Origin of the sequence: Bacillus sp. FSL R5-0397, assembly GCF_038593395.1 — a bacterium.
GTDB classification, from domain to species: domain Bacteria; phylum Bacillota; class Bacilli; order Bacillales; family Bacillaceae; genus Bacillus; species Bacillus altitudinis.
Genome location: NZ_CP151992.1, coordinates 2710892 through 2728693 on the forward strand (window position 1 = coordinate 2710892; position 17802 = coordinate 2728693).

At 45.1% G+C, this 17802-nt stretch carries 10 protein-coding genes, 21 tRNA genes, 3 rRNA genes and 1 riboswitch; of the genes, 5 read left to right on the top strand and 29 right to left on the bottom strand.

From position 1 onward, the window contains the following. Positions 1 to 38 precede the first annotated feature (38 nt). The 4 genes from menB to NSQ70_RS13875 are packed head-to-tail and all read right to left on the bottom strand — an operon-like array spanning position 39 to position 4840. Positions 39 to 857 (bottom strand): 1,4-dihydroxy-2-naphthoyl-CoA synthase, encoded by an 819-nt coding sequence (menB, locus tag NSQ70_RS13860; RefSeq protein WP_039168312.1) that lies wholly within the window; start codon positions 855 to 857, stop codon positions 39 to 41. 14 nt (positions 858 to 871) lie between these two features. Further along, positions 872 to 1702: a 2-succinyl-6-hydroxy-2,4-cyclohexadiene-1-carboxylate synthase gene (gene menH / locus NSQ70_RS13865; protein WP_047945221.1), complete on the bottom strand. Its 831-nt coding sequence runs from the start codon at positions 1700 to 1702 to the stop codon at positions 872 to 874. After that, entirely contained in the window at positions 1687 to 3429 is a 1743-nt protein-coding gene (gene menD, locus NSQ70_RS13870; RefSeq protein WP_342502220.1) for a 2-succinyl-5-enolpyruvyl-6-hydroxy-3-cyclohexene-1-carboxylic-acid synthase, read from the bottom strand. The genes menH and menD overlap by 16 nt, the downstream gene beginning before the upstream one ends. Next, positions 3422 to 4840 carry an isochorismate synthase gene (locus tag NSQ70_RS13875; RefSeq protein ID WP_008342907.1) on the bottom strand — a complete coding sequence of 473 codons (1419 nt, stop codon included), beginning with the start codon at positions 4838 to 4840 and terminating at the stop codon, positions 3422 to 3424. Before NSQ70_RS13875 ends, menD begins: the two co-directional genes overlap by 8 nt. Before the next feature lie 383 nt (positions 4841 to 5223). Between NSQ70_RS13875 and NSQ70_RS13880 the strand changes: the two genes are divergently transcribed. The 3 genes from NSQ70_RS13880 to NSQ70_RS13890 all read left to right on the top strand — a co-directional run bounded on the left by NSQ70_RS13880 (position 5224) and on the right by NSQ70_RS13890 (position 7578). Next, complete coding sequence (locus NSQ70_RS13880) at positions 5224 to 6162, top strand: 1,4-dihydroxy-2-naphthoate polyprenyltransferase (RefSeq protein ID WP_017358382.1); 939 nt, start codon at positions 5224 to 5226, stop codon at positions 6160 to 6162. Positions 6163 to 6279: 117 nt separating this feature from the next. Beyond that, a complete protein-coding gene (locus NSQ70_RS13885; protein WP_096881770.1) occupies positions 6280 to 7014 on the top strand; it encodes a TraR/DksA C4-type zinc finger protein in 735 nt (244 codons plus the stop codon). 87 nt (positions 7015 to 7101) lie between these two features. Next, positions 7102 to 7578 carry a tryptophan-rich sensory protein gene (locus NSQ70_RS13890; RefSeq protein WP_041506519.1) on the top strand — a complete coding sequence of 159 codons (477 nt, stop codon included), beginning with the start codon at positions 7102 to 7104 and terminating at the stop codon, positions 7576 to 7578. Positions 7579 to 7654: 76 nt separating this feature from the next. Here NSQ70_RS13890 and NSQ70_RS13895 read toward each other — a convergent pair. The 24 genes from NSQ70_RS13895 to NSQ70_RS14010 all read right to left on the bottom strand — a co-directional run bounded on the left by NSQ70_RS13895 (position 7655) and on the right by NSQ70_RS14010 (position 14974). Beyond that, positions 7655 to 7726 (bottom strand) — tRNA-Glu (locus NSQ70_RS13895). 7 nt (positions 7727 to 7733) lie between these two features. Further along, positions 7734 to 7824, bottom strand: a tRNA-Ser gene (locus NSQ70_RS13900). Positions 7825 to 7827: 3 nt separating this feature from the next. Beyond that, positions 7828 to 7902 (bottom strand) — tRNA-Asn (locus NSQ70_RS13905). Between the two features lie 6 nt (positions 7903 to 7908). Next, positions 7909 to 7985 (bottom strand) — tRNA-Ile (locus NSQ70_RS13910). 16 nt (positions 7986 to 8001) lie between these two features. Next, positions 8002 to 8075: transfer RNA gene (locus NSQ70_RS13915), tRNA-Gly, on the bottom strand. A gap of 11 nt (positions 8076 to 8086) precedes the next feature. Beyond that, positions 8087 to 8162: transfer RNA gene (locus tag NSQ70_RS13920), tRNA-His, on the bottom strand. A 24-nt stretch (positions 8163 to 8186) separates the two neighbouring features. Continuing rightward, a tRNA-Phe gene (locus NSQ70_RS13925) sits at positions 8187 to 8259 on the bottom strand. A 17-nt stretch (positions 8260 to 8276) separates the two neighbouring features. Continuing rightward, positions 8277 to 8353: transfer RNA gene (locus NSQ70_RS13930), tRNA-Asp, on the bottom strand. Between the two features lie 15 nt (positions 8354 to 8368). Then, positions 8369 to 8445 (bottom strand) — tRNA-Met (locus tag NSQ70_RS13935). 22 nt (positions 8446 to 8467) lie between these two features. After that, a tRNA-Ser gene (locus NSQ70_RS13940) sits at positions 8468 to 8560 on the bottom strand. Positions 8561 to 8567: 7 nt separating this feature from the next. Next, a tRNA-Ile gene (locus tag NSQ70_RS13945) sits at positions 8568 to 8644 on the bottom strand. Positions 8645 to 8648: 4 nt separating this feature from the next. Further along, positions 8649 to 8722, bottom strand: a tRNA-Met gene (locus NSQ70_RS13950). A gap of 26 nt (positions 8723 to 8748) precedes the next feature. Then, positions 8749 to 8821: transfer RNA gene (locus tag NSQ70_RS13955), tRNA-Ala, on the bottom strand. Between the two features lie 8 nt (positions 8822 to 8829). Next, a tRNA-Pro gene (locus NSQ70_RS13960) sits at positions 8830 to 8906 on the bottom strand. Positions 8907 to 8913: 7 nt separating this feature from the next. Continuing rightward, positions 8914 to 8990, bottom strand: a tRNA-Arg gene (locus NSQ70_RS13965). Positions 8991 to 9001: 11 nt separating this feature from the next. Next, a tRNA-Leu gene (locus NSQ70_RS13970) sits at positions 9002 to 9087 on the bottom strand. Between the two features lie 12 nt (positions 9088 to 9099). Further along, positions 9100 to 9171: transfer RNA gene (locus tag NSQ70_RS13975), tRNA-Gly, on the bottom strand. A gap of 30 nt (positions 9172 to 9201) precedes the next feature. Beyond that, positions 9202 to 9284, bottom strand: a tRNA-Leu gene (locus tag NSQ70_RS13980). A 7-nt stretch (positions 9285 to 9291) separates the two neighbouring features. Continuing rightward, positions 9292 to 9367 (bottom strand) — tRNA-Lys (locus NSQ70_RS13985). A gap of 37 nt (positions 9368 to 9404) precedes the next feature. Next, positions 9405 to 9480, bottom strand: a tRNA-Thr gene (locus NSQ70_RS13990). Positions 9481 to 9513: 33 nt separating this feature from the next. Beyond that, positions 9514 to 9589 (bottom strand) — tRNA-Val (locus NSQ70_RS13995). 546 nt (positions 9590 to 10135) lie between these two features. Then, positions 10136 to 10251: ribosomal RNA gene (rrf, locus tag NSQ70_RS14000) — 5S ribosomal RNA — on the bottom strand. 61 nt (positions 10252 to 10312) lie between these two features. After that, positions 10313 to 13243 (bottom strand): 23S ribosomal RNA (locus NSQ70_RS14005). 182 nt (positions 13244 to 13425) lie between these two features. Next, positions 13426 to 14974 (bottom strand): 16S ribosomal RNA (locus NSQ70_RS14010). Together the 16S, 23S and 5S rRNA genes form the textbook arrangement of a ribosomal RNA operon. Before the next feature lie 435 nt (positions 14975 to 15409). Beyond that, positions 15410 to 15512, top strand: a riboswitch (TPP riboswitch). A 97-nt stretch (positions 15513 to 15609) separates the two neighbouring features. Between NSQ70_RS14010 and thiT the strand changes: the two genes are divergently transcribed. Continuing rightward, positions 15610 to 16185 carry an energy-coupled thiamine transporter ThiT gene (gene thiT / locus NSQ70_RS14015; RefSeq protein WP_007500615.1) on the top strand — a complete coding sequence of 192 codons (576 nt, stop codon included), beginning with the start codon at positions 15610 to 15612 and terminating at the stop codon, positions 16183 to 16185. A 239-nt stretch (positions 16186 to 16424) separates the two neighbouring features. Here thiT and NSQ70_RS14020 read toward each other — a convergent pair whose 3' ends face one another. Further along, complete coding sequence (locus tag NSQ70_RS14020; RefSeq protein WP_138278929.1) at positions 16425 to 16979, bottom strand: GNAT family N-acetyltransferase; 555 nt, start codon at positions 16977 to 16979, stop codon at positions 16425 to 16427. A 149-nt stretch (positions 16980 to 17128) separates the two neighbouring features. On the opposite strand from NSQ70_RS14020, the gene NSQ70_RS14025 reads away from it, so the two are divergent. Further along, positions 17129 to 17788: a DUF1232 domain-containing protein gene (locus NSQ70_RS14025; RefSeq protein WP_056702377.1), complete on the top strand. Its 660-nt coding sequence runs from the start codon at positions 17129 to 17131 to the stop codon at positions 17786 to 17788. The last annotated feature ends 14 nt before the right edge of the window (positions 17789 to 17802 follow it).

A 17802-nucleotide genomic window follows, 5' to 3' on the forward strand; every position in this document is an offset into this window, starting at 1 on the left:
GTCTGATGCACTAAGCTGTTTTCATCCATATCATTGAATCAAGGGAAACGAGGGAACTGACCGAAGTCTGGCTTCCGTTTTTCCTTAAAGGAATCGCGTCCTTCTTTTGCTTCATCTGTTGTGTAATAAAGAAGAGTCGCATCTCCTGCAAATTGCTGAATACCAGCTAATCCATCTGTGTCCGCATTAAATGCAGCTTTCAAGAATCGTAAAGCAGTCGGGCTCTTTTCTAGCATGTCCTCACACCACTTCACTGTTTCTTCTTCCAGCTGCTCTAATGGTACAACTGTGTTGACAAGTCCCATATCAAGCGCTTCTTGTGCATTGTATTGACGACATAAGTACCAGATCTCTCTTGCTTTCTTATGACCCACAATACGTGCAAGATAGCCAGATCCATAACCAGCATCAAAGCTGCCCACTTTTGGTCCTGTTTGTCCAAAAATCGCATTGTCTGCTGCAATCGTGAGGTCACACACGACATGAAGCACATGCCCGCCGCCAATCGCATAGCCCGCAACCATCGCAATAACTGGTTTTGGAATGACACGAATTAAACGCTGTAAGTCTAGGACGTTTAGACGTGGAATTTGATCGTCTCCTACATAGCCGCCATGCCCGCGTACTTTTTGGTCTCCACCAGAACAGAATGCTTTACCTCCAGCACCTGCAAGGACAATGACACCAACTTCTGAATTGTCACGAGCACGTGAGAATGCATCAATTAATTCACTTACGGTCTTTGGTGTAAAAGCATTATGTACGTGCGGACGGTTAATGGTGATTTTTGCAATCCCATTATATGTTTCATATAAAATTTCGTCATACTGACGCTCAGTTTGCCATTCAATAGCCATCAATATTTCCTCCTCTAATCTTGCGATAAAATAAACTCACTTACTATTTTACCAAAAAAATGTGGTTGTTCCACATGAACTGTATGCCCGGCATGCTCTGCTACTGTGAATTGACTGTATTCAAGCGCCTGCTGCATACGTTTGGCGATGTGACAAAACTTTTTATCAAGTGTTCCGCAAATGAGTAAAACAGGCTGTTTTATCTGCTTTAATGCTTGCCACATAGACGGCTGTGAACCGGTTCCTATACCTTCTAAGCTGCGAGCCAGCCCGTTAGGATCGGCTTTTAGCCTTCCCTCTCTCAGTTGCGTTAGCCTGTCCGCTGGCAAGGATTTCTGCGAAGCAAACAGCGGAATGTTCTCCCAAAAATCCACAAACTGCGCTAATCCTTCATGTCTGATCTTTTGAGCTAGCTGATGATCATGATTCAGCCTCTCCATCCGCTCTTTAAAAGAGTTCAGCCCTGGAGATGTACTCTCAAGAATCAGTTTGTTTACACGTTCTGGATAACGGGAGGCAAATGATAAAGCAATACGCCCTCCCATAGAATATCCGAGAATGTTCACTTTGTGAAGCTTTAATTGATCTAAAATCTCAGCAAGATCTGCCAGCTGTTGGGACATTGCATATCTTCTTATACTCTTTGGTGAGTCTGTGCGACCATGTCCAAGCAAGCTGACCTGAATCAATCTCGTATGTTTTTCTGTATAAGTATTCAAAAAAGCCCAAGAAGCTGCACTCCCTGTAAAGCCATGTAAACATAACGTGGCATTTTCAGCAGATGGATTATGGTCTATCACCTCATACGCCACTCCATCGTGCATTCGTATTATGAGTGAAGGCATTTTTTTTTCACTTCCCTCAATATCTCGTCCATCATTTGGCGATGTTTGCCCACGCGAGAATGCCGGTCAGTTTCAATCTCAATTAAATGAAGCCCTGGTTCTTGGATATGCGCCAAGTACACATCTTTTAACTCTTCTTTCGTTGTTGGCTTCGAATAGGTTCCCCCATATAGCTTTGATGCATACTCAAAATTCAACCCAGTCGGCGTACCAAAGAGCTTTTCATAATACGGTTCATCGGATGCCTGCGGAAGGAAAGAAAAGATTCCTCCACCATCATTGTTTAACAATACAACCGTGAGCGGAATGTCCATTAGCTTAGCTGCAAGAAGACCGTTCATATCATGGTAAAAAGATAAATCGCCGATGACTAAAGTGATGGGTTGTTTCAAGGCTGCATATGTTCCAAGAGCTGTGGACACAACACCATCAATGCCATTTGTTCCGCGATTCGCCATCATCCGAAACGGTTTTGACTGCGTTTCAAAAAAGGTATCGACATCTCGAATAGGCATACTATTTCCGATAAAGAGCACACTCTCTTTTGGCAAAAGGTGCTGCAGCTGACGATACACATTTCCCTCAAATGTCAGGTCCTCATCATTGTATTGATTTACATGCATTCTAAAAGAAGAATTGACACTCTGCCAGCGTCGTAAATAAGATGTATCCTGACGCTTTTCCGCTCTCATCAAGACTTCTTCTACAAAAGAGGCTGCATGACTTTCAATCATGTATGATGCGCTTAAACCAGGATCTCGATAACCACCCGCAGCATCGACGACAATCTGCTTCACTTCCGCATGCTTTTCTAGCCACTTAAATAATGGCTTAGACACAGGCATCGGTCCAAAACGAATGACCATTTCAGGCAAGAGATGCTGCTGCAATGCCTCATCTTTTAACAAAGAATCGTATGCATCTATGATGTATTCTTCACTTTCATGTCCATTTCGCAAAAGAGAAAGCGGGTCAGCTAAAATAGGCAGATGCAAAGCTTTTGCAAGACGTAACACTGACGCCTGCTCTTCCGGCGAGTGAAGTTCACCAGCAACAATGATTCCTTTTGCCGCTTTGTTCATGATAGACACTAATTCTGACATAACCCGATCATCCGGACGAGCTTGACCTGCTGCTAAAACTTTGTTCGCAACTCCTTCTTCTCTATTAAAAGGATCAATAGACAAGTCAGGTAGCAATGGTTCTCTCAGCGGCACATTCACCTGAACTGGTCCCTTTGGCTCCTGCATAGACACATGACTTGCCCTAGCAGCAGTAGTTTGGACATACCGCAGCATCGTTTGGCTTTCTTCTGGCAAGGCTAAGTCTGTGAACCATTTAACAAACTTACCGAATAAGAATTGCTGATCAATCGCTTGAGGTGCCCCAACCTCCCTCAATTCGTGCGGCCGATCAGCAGTTAAAACAATCAATGGTACCCGAGAATAATGTGCCTCGACAACAGCTGGGTAAAAGTTAGCTGCTGCCGTACCTGATGTACAAATGAGTAGCACTGGTGTTTGGCTCGCTTTCGCAAGACCCAGTGCATAAAAAGCAGCAGACCGTTCATCCACTAACACATGGACATTGATTTCTTGATGAGCAAGAGCGAGCATCGCAAGCGGTGTTGAACGGGAGCCAGGACAAACAACTGCCTCATTCACACCACTTTGCACAAATTCATCCATTAATCTGCCAATATATCTTGTCATGATTTGATTATTCAATAGGACGACCTCCAAGAGCAGACAGCATTGGTCTTAATTTCACTTGCGTTTCTTCATACTCTTGTTTTGCAAGGGAATCCTCTACAATTCCACATCCAGCAAACAAACGAACTTGGTCTTCCTCAATAAGACCTGATCGAATGGCGACAGCAAATTCTCCATTGTCCTTAGAATCAATCCATCCCACTGGCGCCGCATACCAACCGCGTTTCAACGGTTCGATTTCACGAATCACCTCTACCGCTTTTTCCTTAGGATATCCTCCAAGCGCTGGTGTTGGATGAAGCTGTTCAATTAATGAAAAGAGTGAACAGCTGCTTTTAATTTCTCCCACAATGGGTGTAAATAAATGCTGAATGTTTTTCGTTTTATAAAGACTTGGTTGATTTGGCTTATGCACATGATGGCAGTTTGCTTCAAATGCCTGTTCAATCATATTCACGACAATTTGATGTTCAATCAAATTTTTCTCATCACAAAGCAGTTCCTCACCTAGTGCCTGATCTTCTACTTCATCTTGACCACGTACAATGGAACCTGCCAAACACGATGAAAACACTTCACCACCGCTTTTTTTTACTAAACGTTCAGGCGTCGCCCCGACAAACGCTTGTCTTCCCTGCTCTATAGCAAATACATAACTCGTTGTTTGATGTTTTAGTAATTCTGCTAATAGTGGAGCGAGTTCAATTTGATTTTTATAGTGAAGCAAGACTTCTCTTGCTAAAACAACCTTTTCATATTCGTTCACACGAATGTGTTCTGTCGCTTCATGGATTGCTTTCATCCATTCCTGGACATCTAACTCTTCCATATGAACAAGCTCAGCTTGTCCATGATTTCTGACAGGCAATGCATCAAAATTAGAAGCTTTCTGTTCTAACTCTTGAATGAGCTGATGAACATTCCCGTCCACCTCGTTCCATTCATTGATCGTTAGAAACGTGCCTTCTTTTGAAACAGTCAGCATCATCGATGGCACAAAAAAATGAGCCTCGCCAAATGCTTCCCAGTGACGCGCCTTTTCTTCGTATGGATCAAATGAAAATCCTCCAAATAAAAGCGGACCAACTGCCGCTTGCTTTAACTCCTTCTCATCATGAAAATGGAACATATGCTGTTTCAGCTGCTCCCATTCTTGATGGACGATATTGAATCGTTCTTTGCCTTGCTCTGATGATTTAATCACGGCCGCTCTGCCAAGTCCAGAAAATATCATTTGGCTTTCTGGATCAGACCAAAAAAACCGCTCGCCTAAAAAATCCGCTTCGCCGCTTTGGAAAAAGGCAAGAGGATCCAGATCGTCAACTCTTCTGGAGTAGCTTATCAAAACAGCATGGTTGACGTTATTCGCTTCTTCTAATGTCGCAAGCGCTTCCTGCCGGAAAGTACTTTGCACTGTTGTCACCATGATACATTCCTCCAAAATCCATGAAATAACATATAAAAATAAAACCATCATGTAAAAAAATACATGAACATTCGAGTATGTCGAATGACCTGCTTTTCTATTATAAACCTTAACAGATGAACTTAGTAAAGAAAACAGCTTTTAAAACCTCGAATCCTTATTATATCACGCTTTCAAGATTTTTTCGCTCCCGCATATTGAAATGAGAACATCCCTTAAAAAATGGTAAGACCTGTTCGAAGATCAAGCTTTCTCTCTAGATGGGAACGATTAGCAAACATCTTTTTCTTGTTTCATCGCATCAATATATTGACACCTTTTTGAACTTTGCTAAACTGGAATTTGGACGTGTACGTATTTTTTTATTTAAAGGAGTATATTTTATGCAGCATCAATCGATATCAGATCAGCTTTCACCAATTAAGCCTGATAAGAACTGGCGGATTTGGTGGAATTTACTACGACCGCATACATTAACAGCGGCATTTATTCCCGTTACTTTAGGAACTGTCCTAGCACTTCCGAGTGGTCAAATACATGTTGGGCTATTTTTAGCTATGCTATTTGCATCGATGTTTATCCAAATTGCAACGAACATGTTTAATGAGTACTTTGATTATGTCCGCGGATTGGACAATGAGAAATCTGTCGGTATCGGCGGAGCGATCGTGAGAAACGGTGTAAAACCAAAAACAGTTTTAGGCCTCGCTTATGCCTTATTCGCGCTTTCTTTATTACTTGGGATCTATATTTGCATGATGTCTAGCTGGTGGATTGCACTCATAGGACTAATTTGTATGGCAGCAGGCTATTTTTATACCGGTGGCCCTGTACCAATTGCTTATACACCATTTGGAGAACTTGTATCAGGTGCTTTTATGGGACTAGGCATCATTTTAATTAGTTTCTATATCCAAACAGGAACATTGACATCAAAAGCTGTGCTCATTTCATTACCTATCTCTATTTTAGTTGGTGCCATCTTACTGTCGAACAATATCCGTGATTTAGACGGTGATAAAGAGAATGGACGAAAGACACTTGCTATCCTAGCTGGACGTAAAGCGGCAGTCAACATCCTACTTTCCATGTTTGTGATCTCATATGTACTCATTTTTGTTTATATCTTTATGGATATCGTGGGTCTTTGGAGTCTTCTTGTCTTACTCAGTGTGCCAAAAGCTTATACAGCCATTAAAGAATTTAAGCAAAAAGAAAAACCAATTGAATTAATGAATGCCATGAAGTCGACAGCACAAACCAATACGTTTTTTGGTTTCCTGTTAACGATCGCATTGATCTTACAATATTATCTCGCATAACACAAAACGCCTGCAGCCGCAGGCGTTTTTTATTGAAGAATTGCTTCAAATTGGCACAAGTCTTACATAAAAATTTGCTCATACTAACAATATGTTTGATATGAAAGGGTGATCGCTTTGTTGTCTAAAAACGAATTACATCAGTTGAAGCAGCGACTTCTCGATGAAAAACAAGAAATTGAAGCCAAAAGCCATGACGATGAACAGAAAGTATCATTTCCTTATGATTCAGTGGGCGAACTGTCGGCCTATGATAACCACCCTGGCGACCAAGGGACAGAACTATTCGAACGCGGAAAAGACATTGCCTTAAACAGTTTGGAACATGAGCATCTGTCCGATATCAATGAAGCACTCCAAGCAATGGCAGACGGCTCTTATGGTTTGTGTAAAGTGTGTAAAGCCCCTATTCCTAAAGAACGCTTAGAAGCCCTTCCCACCGCCGTCACATGCACAGAGCATTCAAAAGAACAGACCGTTTCACAAAACCGTCCCATTGAAGAGGACTTATTAAGTCCGCCCTCAGGGCAATTTGAAAATGAAGAAAGTGCTGCATATGATGGAGAAGATGCCTACCAAGACGTAGAACGCTATGGGAACTCTGATACCCCATCCGATATGGAATTTCCTCCATTGACATACGATGATGTGTATACACAATCAGAAGATGAAGATGATGTGGAAGACTACGAAGGGTTCGCAGCTGCTGATATTGAAGGTAAAGCAAGCAAGGTCTATCCAAATAAAGCACACGAAGCTTATGAAGAAGCATTAGATGAAGAAGGCGTCATGACAGTGTTTGGTGACTTGAAGCCGTATGAAGAAGAACCTTATACTAAAAAAAATGATTAGTCCCCACATATTGGGGGCTTGATGTTTATATCATGTAATAATTGGGAAATAAGTTGAAGAGTGAATTGATTGGGAGGAGATTTCTGGATGGCTAAAAAAAGTATCATTTGGGCGGTTATCGTCTTCTTTATTACATACGCATTATTTTCTATTGCAGGGTTCCTGTTCCCTATCGACAGAGAATGGTATGACGCACTAAATAAACCTGAATGGACACCTAGTGGTGGTGTCATCGGTGCGGTCTGGGCTGTCTTATTCGCCCTCATTTCGTTATCTGCCGCCATCATTTATGCAAAGTATGGTTTTCAAAAAATCACATTACCATTTTGGATTCTGTTTCTTTTAAATTATGTATTCAATCAAGCCTTTAGCTTTTTTCAATTTACACAAAAAGATTTATTTGCAGCTACGATCGACTGCCTGCTTGTAGCACTGACAGCACTCGCACTTGTCATCGTCTCACGTAAACTAAGCAAAGTTGTCCCAATTTTATTGATTCCTTATGTTTTATGGGGATTCTTTGCGACATACTTGTCTTATACGATCTATTCCATGAATATGTAAGAAAAGACCGCTATGATGGCGGTCTTTCGTTTTGGGGAAAATAAAAAAGAGGTCTTTATTAGACCTCTTTAAAAAATGACCCGTACGGGATTCGAACCCGTGTTACCGCCGTGAAAGGGCGGTGTCTTAACCGCTTGACCAACGGGCCAGAAAAATGGCGGAGAAGGAGGGATTTGAACCCTCGCGCCGCTTGCGCGACCTACACCCTTAGCAGGGGCGCCTCTTCAGCCACTTGAGTACTTCTCCATTTGGCTCCGCAGGTAGGATTCGAACCTACGACCGATCGGTTAACAGCCGATAGCTCTACCACTGAGCTACTGCGGAAAGTCATGGTGGGCCTGAGTGGACTCGAACCACCGACCTCACGCTTATCAGGCGTGCGCTCTAACCAGCTGAGCTACAGGCCCATGAACGATATGCAAATGGAGCGGGTGATGGGAATCGAACCCACGACATCAGCTTGGAAGGCTGAGGTTTTACCACTAAACTACACCCGCAAAAATATGTATGGGGCGATTGATGGGAATCGAACCCACGAGTGCCAGAGCCACAATCTGGTGCGTTAACCACTTCGCCACAACCGCCATACTGATATTTATTTGTAAAAGTGGCTCGGGACGGAATCGAACCGCCGACACACGGATTTTCAGTCCGTTGCTCTACCAACTGAGCTACCGAGCCATGTATTCATTTGAAAATGGCGGTCCGGACGGGACTCGAACCCGCGACCTCCTGCGTGACAGGCAGGCATTCTAACCAACTGAACTACCGGACCATTAGAGAAAAAATTTGGTTGCGGGGGCAGGATTTGAACCTGCGACCTTCGGGTTATGAGCCCGACGAGCTACCGAACTGCTCCACCCCGCGATGATATCATTTTTTAAAAATATGGCGGAGGAAGAGGGATTCGAACCCCCGCGGGCTTTGACACCCCTGTCGGTTTTCAAGACCGATCCCTTCAGCCGGACTTGGGTATTCCTCCGTATAGATGGTGGACCTTGTAGGACTCGAACCTACGACCGGACGGTTATGAGCCGTCTGCTCTAACCAACTGAGCTAAAGGTCCTTTATAGCGGCGGAGGGGATCGAACCCCCGACCTCACGGGTATGAACCGTACGCTCTAGCCAGCTGAGCTACACCGCCATGATATAAAATAATCTTTTAAAAAGTGGAGCCTAGCGGGATCGAACCGCTGACCTCCTGCGTGCAAGGCAGGCGCTCTCCCAGCTGAGCTAAGGCCCCATAAAAGATGGTCGGGAAGACAGGATTCGAACCTGCGACCCCTTGGTCCCAAACCAAGTGCTCTACCAAGCTGAGCTACTTCCCGATCTTAATGGCGCGCCCGAGAGGAGTCGAACCCCTAACCTTTTGATCCGTAGTCAAACGCTCTATCCAATTGAGCTACGGGCGCTTATTTTATAATGCCGAGGGCCGGACTTGAACCGGCACGGTAGTCACCTACCGCAGGATTTTAAGTCCTGTGTGTCTGCCAATTCCACCACCCCGGCGTGGATGGTATAAGCGGAAGACGGGATTCGAACCCGCGACCCCCACCTTGGCAAGGTGGTGTTCTACCACTGAACTACTTCCGCATTACAGGATTTCTTTATGTTGTTTGGCAATGCGGGTGAAGGGACTTGAACCCCCACGTCATAAAGACACTAGATCCTAAGTCTAGCGCGTCTGCCAATTCCGCCACACCCGCATGAAAATGGTGAGCCATGAAGGACTCGAACCTTCGACCCTCTGATTAAAAGTCAGATGCTCTACCAACTGAGCTAATGGCTCGCTTTTAAAGCGACTTGTCTATCTTACCATATGAAAGTGGTGCCGGCAAGAGGACTTGAACCCCCAACCTACTGATTACAAGTCAGTTGCTCTACCAGTTGAGCTACACCGGCTTTATCTATCCTAACATTATGTAAGAATAAATATGGTGGAGGATGACGGGCTCGAACCGCCGACCCTCTGCTTGTAAGGCAGATGCTCTCCCAGCTGAGCTAATCCTCCACTATGTAGGAATCTCTCGATCCGACAAAGATTATTATATACAGGTTTCACTCATTTGTAAAGGCTATATTAAAAAAATTTTATTTCATTTTTCATGACGTATTTCTTTTAACAGATGATGTTTATGTTACCAGTCAAAACGGCTTCAATTCAACGATTAACAGCTGTATTTCTCTTCTCTATATTCTCTTTAAAAACGAGTAAATCCTTTAAAAATATCAGCAGCCTTTCAATTTTTATACTTTAATGATATAGATATTTCTTTATTTCAACTGTTAAACGCAATGAATGTTTTGATTTCAATTACAACTCCATTTAAATGAATGAATTTGTATCAGGCATCTATACACCTGCTATTCTTTCTCTCTATTACTTTTCTCCATACTTAAAAGTGAACATGCTTCACAGACTTTCACATTGATTTAGAGCATCTCCACGCTTATAGTGAATTAAAACAACCTGATTTATACCACATATGTATCAAGGTGATCTTCTTTCAAACAGCACAAAAAAGACCAGTTCCGACTGGAACTGATCCTTTGAAAAGCTTGGCGGCGTCCTACTCTCACAGGGGGAAACCCCCAACTACCATCGGCGCTGAAGAGCTTAACTTCCGTGTTCGGTATGGGAACGGGTGTGACCTCTTCGCTATCGCCACCAAACCTGATGGAGAGAATGTTCTCTCAAAACTAGATAACAATGTTCATTTTTCACATTAGAATATAGGTTAAGTCCTCGATCTATTAGTATCTGTCAGCTCCACGTGTCACCACGCTTCCACCTCAGACCTATCAACCTGATCATCTTTCAGGGATCTTACTTCCTTGCGGAATGGGAAATCTCATCTTGAGGGGGGCTTCATGCTTAGATGCTTTCAGCACTTATCCCGTCCGCACATAGCTACCCAGCGATGCCCTTGGCAGAACAACTGGTACACCAGCGGTGCGTCCATCCCGGTCCTCTCGTACTAAGGACAGCTCCTCTCAAATTTCCTGCGCCCGCGACGGATAGGGACCGAACTGTCTCACGACGTTCTGAACCCAGCTCGCGTACCGCTTTAATGGGCGAACAGCCCAACCCTTGGGACCGACTACAGCCCCAGGATGCGATGAGCCGACATCGAGGTGCCAAACCTCCCCGTCGATGTGGACTCTTGGGGGAGATAAGCCTGTTATCCCCGGGGTAGCTTTTATCCGTTGAGCGATGGCCCTTCCATGCGGAACCACCGGATCACTAAGCCCGACTTTCGTCCCTGCTCGACTTGTAGGTCTCGCAGTCAAGCTCCCTTGTGCCTTTACACTCTGCGAATGATTTCCAACCATTCTGAGGGAACCTTTGGGCGCCTCCGTTACATTTTAGGAGGCGACCGCCCCAGTCAAACTGCCCACCTGACACTGTCTCCCTGCCCGATAAGGGCAGCGGGTTAGAAGGTCAATACAGCCAGGGTAGTATCCCACCGATGCCTCCACCGAAGCTAGCGCTCCGGTTTCCAAGGCTCCTACCTATCCTGTACAAGCTGTACCAACATTCAATATCAGGCTGCAGTAAAGCTCCACGGGGTCTTTCCGTCCTGTCGCGGGTAACCTGCATCTTCACAGGTACTATAATTTCACCGAGTCTCTCGTTGAGACAGTGCCCAGATCGTTGCGCCTTTCGTGCGGGTCGGAACTTACCCGACAAGGAATTTCGCTACCTTAGGACCGTTATAGTTACGGCCGCCGTTTACTGGGGCTTCAATTCGCACCTTCGCTTACGCTAAGCGCTCCTCTTAACCTTCCAGCACCGGGCAGGCGTCAGCCCCTATACTTCGCCTTACGGCTTCGCAGAGACCTGTGTTTTTGCTAAACAGTCGCCTGGGCCTATTCACTGCGGCTTCTCGGGGCTTTAACACCCTAAGAAGCACCCCTTCTCCCGAAGTTACGGGGTCATTTTGCCGAGTTCCTTAACGAGAGTTCTCTCGATCACCTTAGGATTCTCTCCTCGCCTACCTGTGTCGGTTTGCGGTACGGGCACCTCTCACCTCGCTAGAGGCTTTTCTTGGCAGTGTGGAATCAGGAACTTCGCTACTAAATTTCGCTCGCCATCACAGCTCAGCCTTCACGGGAAACGGATTTGCCTATTTCCCAGCCTAACTGCTTGGACGCGGATATCCAATACCGCGCTTACCCTATCCTCCTGCGTCCCCCCATTGCTCAAATGGTGAGGAGGTGGTACAGGAATATCAACCTGTTGTCCATCGCCTACGCCTTTCGGCCTCGGCTTAGGTCCCGACTAACCCTGAGCGGACGAGCCTTCCTCAGGAAACCTTAGGCATTCGGTGGACGGGATTCTCACCCGTCTTTCGCTACTCATACCGGCATTCTCACTTCTAAGCGCTCCACCAGTCCTTCCGGTCTGACTTCACTGCACTTAGAACGCTCTCCTACCACTGTTCGTAAGAACAGTCCGCAGCTTCGGTGATACGTTTAGCCCCGGTACATTTTCGGCGCAGAGTCACTCGACCAGTGAGCTATTACGCACTCTTTAAATGGTGGCTGCTTCTAAGCCAACATCCTGGTTGTCTAAGCAACTCCACATCCTTTTCCACTTAACGTATACTTTGGGACCTTAGCTGGCGGTCTGGGCTGTTTCCCTTTCGACTACGGATCTTATCACTCGCAGTCTGACTCCCAAGGATAAGTCATCGGCATTCGGAGTTTGACTGAATTCGGTAACCCGGTAGGGGCCCCTAGTCCAATCAGTGCTCTACCTCCGAGACTCTTACCTTGAGGCTAGCCCTAAAGCTATTTCGGAGAGAACCAGCTATCTCCAGGTTCGATTGGCATTTCACCCCTACCCACACCTCATCCCCGCACTTTTCAACGTGCGTGGGTTCGGGCCTCCATTCAGTGTTACCTGAACTTCACCCTGGACATGGGTAGATCACCTGGTTTCGGGTCTACGACCACGTACTCATGCGCCCTATTCAGACTCGCTTTCGCTGCGGCTCCGCATCTTCTGCTTAACCTTGCACGGGATCGTAACTCGCCGGTTCATTCTACAAAAGGCACGCCATCACCCGTTAACGGGCTCTGACTACTTGTAGGCACACGGTTTCAGGATCTATTTCACTCCCCTTCCGGGGTGCTTTTCACCTTTCCCTCACGGTACTGGTTCACTATCGGTCACTAGGGAGTATTTAGCCTTGGGAGATGGTCCTCCCGGATTCCGACGGAATTTCACGTGTTCCGCCGTACTCAGGATCCACTCTGGAGAGAACAACATTTCAGTTACAGGGCTGTTACCTTCTTTGGCGGGCCTTTCCAGACCTCTTCGCTTATATCGTTCCTTTGTAACTCCGTATAGAGTGTCCTACAACCCCAAGAGGCAAGCCTCTTGGTTTGGGCTGTTCCCGTTTCGCTCGCCGCTACTCAGGGAATCGCATTTGCTTTCTCTTCCTCCGGGTACTTAGATGTTTCAGTTCCCCGGGTATGCCTTCTCATACTCTATGTATTCAAGTATGGATACTACTCCATTACGAGCAGTGGGTTTCCCCATTCGGAAATCTCCGGATCAAAGCTTGCTTACAGCTCCCCGAAGCATATCGGTGTTCGTCCCGTCCTTCATCGGCTCCTAGTGCCAAGGCATCCACCGTGCGCCCTTTCTAACTTAACCATTTCTTACTTTAGAAAGAATCACTATGTGTGATGAACTTTGCATTGCATTCAATGTGAATGTATTACTTATTGTTATCTAGTTTTCAAAGAACAATCCTGTCTCGCTAGAGACATGTTTGAAGGAATGATCCTTCAAAACTAAACAAGACGAAAAACGTACGCTGCTCCATATATCCTTAGAAAGGAGGTGATCCAGCCGCACCTTCCGATACGGCTACCTTGTTACGACTTCACCCCAATCATCTGCCCCACCTTCGGCGGCTGGCTCCATAAAGGTTACCTCACCGACTTCGGGTGTTGCAAACTCTCGTGGTGTGACGGGCGGTGTGTACAAGGCCCGGGAACGTATTCACCGCGGCATGCTGATCCGCGATTACTAGCGATTCCAGCTTCACGCAGTCGAGTTGCAGACTGCGATCCGAACTGAGAACAGATTTGTGGGATTGGCTAAACCTTGCGGTCTCGCAGCCCTTTGTTCTGTCCATTGTAGCACGTGTGTAGCCCAGGTCATAAGGGGCATGATGATTTGACGTCATCCCCACCTTCCTCCGGTTTGTCACCGGCAGTCACCTTAGAGTGCCCAACTAAATGCTGGCAACTAAGATCAAGGGTTGCGCTCGTTGCGGGACTTAACCCAACATCTCACGACACGAGCTGACGACAACCATGCACCACCTGTCACTCTGTCCCCGAAGGGAAAGCCCTATCTCTAGGGTTGTCAGAGGATGTCAAGACCTGGTAAGGTTCTTCGCGTTGCTTCGAATTAAACCACATGCTCCACCGCTTGTGCGGGCCCCCGTCAATTCCTTTGAGTTTCAGTCTTGCGACCGTACTCCCCAGGCGGAGTGCTTAATGCGTTAGCTGCAGCACTAAGGGGCGGAAACCCCCTAACACTTAGCACTCATCGTTTACGGCGTGGACTACCAGGGTATCTAATCCTGTTCGCTCCCCACGCTTTCGCTCCTCAGCGTCAGTTACAGACCAGAGAGTCGCCTTCGCCACTGGTGTTCCTCCACATCTCTACGCATTTCACCGCTACACGTGGAATTCCACTCTCCTCTTCTGCACTCAAGTTTCCCAGTTTCCAATGACCCTCCCCGGTTGAGCCGGGGGCTTTCACATCAGACTTAAGAAACCGCCTGCGAGCCCTTTACGCCCAATAATTCCGGACAACGCTTGCCACCTACGTATTACCGCGGCTGCTGGCACGTAGTTAGCCGTGGCTTTCTGGTTAGGTACCGTCAAGGTGCAAGCAGTTACTCTTGCACTTGTTCTTCCCTAACAACAGAGCTTTACGATCCGAAAACCTTCATCACTCACGCGGCGTTGCTCCGTCAGACTTTCGTCCATTGCGGAAGATTCCCTACTGCTGCCTCCCGTAGGAGTCTGGGCCGTGTCTCAGTCCCAGTGTGGCCGATCACCCTCTCAGGTCGGCTACGCATCGTCGCCTTGGTGAGCCGTTACCTCACCAACTAGCTAATGCGCCGCGGGTCCATCTGTAAGTGACAGCCGAAACCGTCTTTCATCCTTGAACCATGCGGTTCAAGGAACTATCCGGTATTAGCTCCGGTTTCCCGGAGTTATCCCAGTCTTACAGGCAGGTTACCCACGTGTTACTCACCCGTCCGCCGCTAACATCCGGGAGCAAGCTCCCTTCTGTCCGCTCGACTTGCATGTATTAGGCACGCCGCCAGCGTTCGTCCTGAGCCAGGATCAAACTCTCCGAGGTATGCAGGATGCATATCACACATGCGTTGCTACACGATGTAGCGAACTTAGCATGTGATCATTTCCTGCCTCGCCAGTTTGACTGACTACCTATGATATATCATAGGATTTTTTATAAAAACTCGAATTAACAGGTACGTTTTGTCTTGTTTAGTTTTCAAAGATCATCATCGTTATCGCTCAGAAGCGACTTTATTAATATAACATTCTATCAAAATGAAGTCAACAACTTTTTTCTCGAATGTTATTTCTCAACCGCGCTGTTTCAGCGGCGAATACAAATATAACACCTTTTAAAAGAAGAAACAAGTATTTTTCCTAAATAATTTATTTTTCCTGATCTCTTCCTATATATTCGTACAAAAAGGGCTTAACTCCGTAATTCACTATTGTTGATCCTGTAGGTCTTTAGTATATTTATAATAGATTGAAATTTAATAACCGCAGGGGGAGCCTCGTGCTGAGAGTGAACAATTCGTTGTTCTGACCCTTTGAACCTGTCAGTTAATACTGAAGTAGGAATGTGGAATCACTTGCATACATGCATTGTATTCAAGCCGATATGTTTTTCTATGAATCACATACTCATCCTGACATGGTCTCTCCTTGCACAATTCGTGAAAAGGGGATTTTTTTATGCAACAATCAAATCAATTAGTACGACTGATGGAGATCGCCATCATGACTTCTCTTGCACTTGTTTTAGATTATTTATCAGGTCTCTTTTTAAGAATGCCAAACGGCGGGTCAATTGCACTGATCATGATTCCTGTCATTCTCATGTCCATTAGATGGGGCGTGTCTGCTGGATTTATTATCGGTGTGTTAATCGCAGGACTGCAGCTGATGAACAATCCTATTATTGCTACACCTGTACAAGGGTTTCTCGATTACTTTGTCGCATCTGTTGTGATTTGTTTAAGCGGGCTATTCTCAGGATCAATTAAAAAAGCCATTCAGGATAAAAAGCGAAAGAAACAATTCTTCTATATTATCCTAGCTGTATTTGTCGCCAGTTTCTTCAGACTGCTGACGTTCTTTATTTCAGGTGTAGTTTTCTTTTCTCATTATGCACCAAAAGGAACACCAGGATGGGTGTATTCATTAGTTTATAACAGCACATATATGATTCCTTCATTTATCATTTGTAGTATTGTTCTTTGTTTACTCATCCCTAGTGCGTCTCGTTTGGTTTTTCCTCGACAAAAATAACCCAGCTGTTTCAGCGGGTTATTTTTTGTGCATAATTTGCTGCTCTATTGAATCTATTAATAGTAGAAGATTTCATGCTGGAGGTACGAAAATGAATCCTTACTCCATTATGCTGTGCTGTTACATCCTCAGTCTCGCCTACTTTTTGGCCAGTTTCTATGAGGCATTAAAAATAGCAGGTGTGAAAGGAAAAGTAGAGGCTTCTCCTTTTATATCTTATATTTTACTCGCCACCCTTTTTACTTTTTTCTCTCATTATTACTGGAAGCTGACGATATAATCTGTTGAATCTGAGCACTTAGTACAGACAGTTCCCATCCATACCCTATTTCTTCATGGTTCTCACCAGCCAGCTCGAACTGGCTGGTGACGGCAAAACTAGGTTGAAGTTTTTGATAAAATTGCTTCGCTGAATTTTGCTCAAATACCCAGAGCAGCATATTCTGATAGCCTTTCTCTATTAAATAATCCACACCTTTTGCAATCAAAGCCATACCCGCTCCTGATTTCTGTTTTCTCTGCAACAAATAGATGGCATAAAGCTCACCATCATATATTGAATATCTCTCATCACGCTGTTTTCCGAAGGAAGCAAAACCAAATACTCCGTCAGCATCCTCTGCGACAAACGTGCCTTCAAGCGACCTGCTTCTCCAGCTCTCTTCCCGCTCCTCTACATTTAAAGCATCTAAATACTCTTGTGAAATAATGCCGTGATAAGTCGTTTGCCAGCTCTTCACATGAATTTCGGCAATTTTAGGAATATCATTATGTACTGCATGTCTAACCTTCATCTGCACACCCCTTTTAGCCATTTCTTACTCTATGTTTCATATGATAAGTTGCTATTTTATAAAATTCAATCCTTAATGGATATTCGTTGACATTTTGTCAACACCCCTATATATTGGGTACGACTTCTTCTATTGAAGAGTTGAACTTTATGAAAAGGGTGAAGAAAGAGATGGAATTTAAAACAACTGAGCTTCGGCAGTTTTTAAAAGAACAACTGCAAATACGTTCTCTTTCATTAAGAGAACTCAGTACACAAACAGAAATTGATAAAGCCACACTGTCTAGAATCATGAACGGAAAAAGAACACCGACTTTGAACCATTTACAGCGGCTTTCAGATGCTCTACACATTTCTTTAGATCATCTATTGGCCACGGCTGGATTTTCAATTAAAAACGAAAGAGTTCACGGTAATACGTTCATTCAAGCCGTAGAAGAGATTGAGCGAACGCTGAAAGATCATGATGTCTATGACGGGACGTTCAGCGAGAATGAATTGAAACAGAAGTTAAATGAATATGAGACCTATAGTCAATCAGAAGAGGGAAAAGAAACGATCTCAGCAAAGTTTGAAAAAAAGATAGATACGATAAGTGGTGTTGGGCCATTTCTTGATCAATTGAAAAGCATGTACTGCTCGTTCATGAGCGGACGGGGGACTTCTCGAGAATTGATGTTGATGGGAGGCGCATTACTTTACTTCATTATGCCCGTTGATTTAATACCAGATTATATTTTTCCGATCGGCTATATTGATGACGCTGCAGCGGTGCAGGTCGTATTAAACCAGCTGACAAATAGGTCATAGCAGGTGACAGAGAC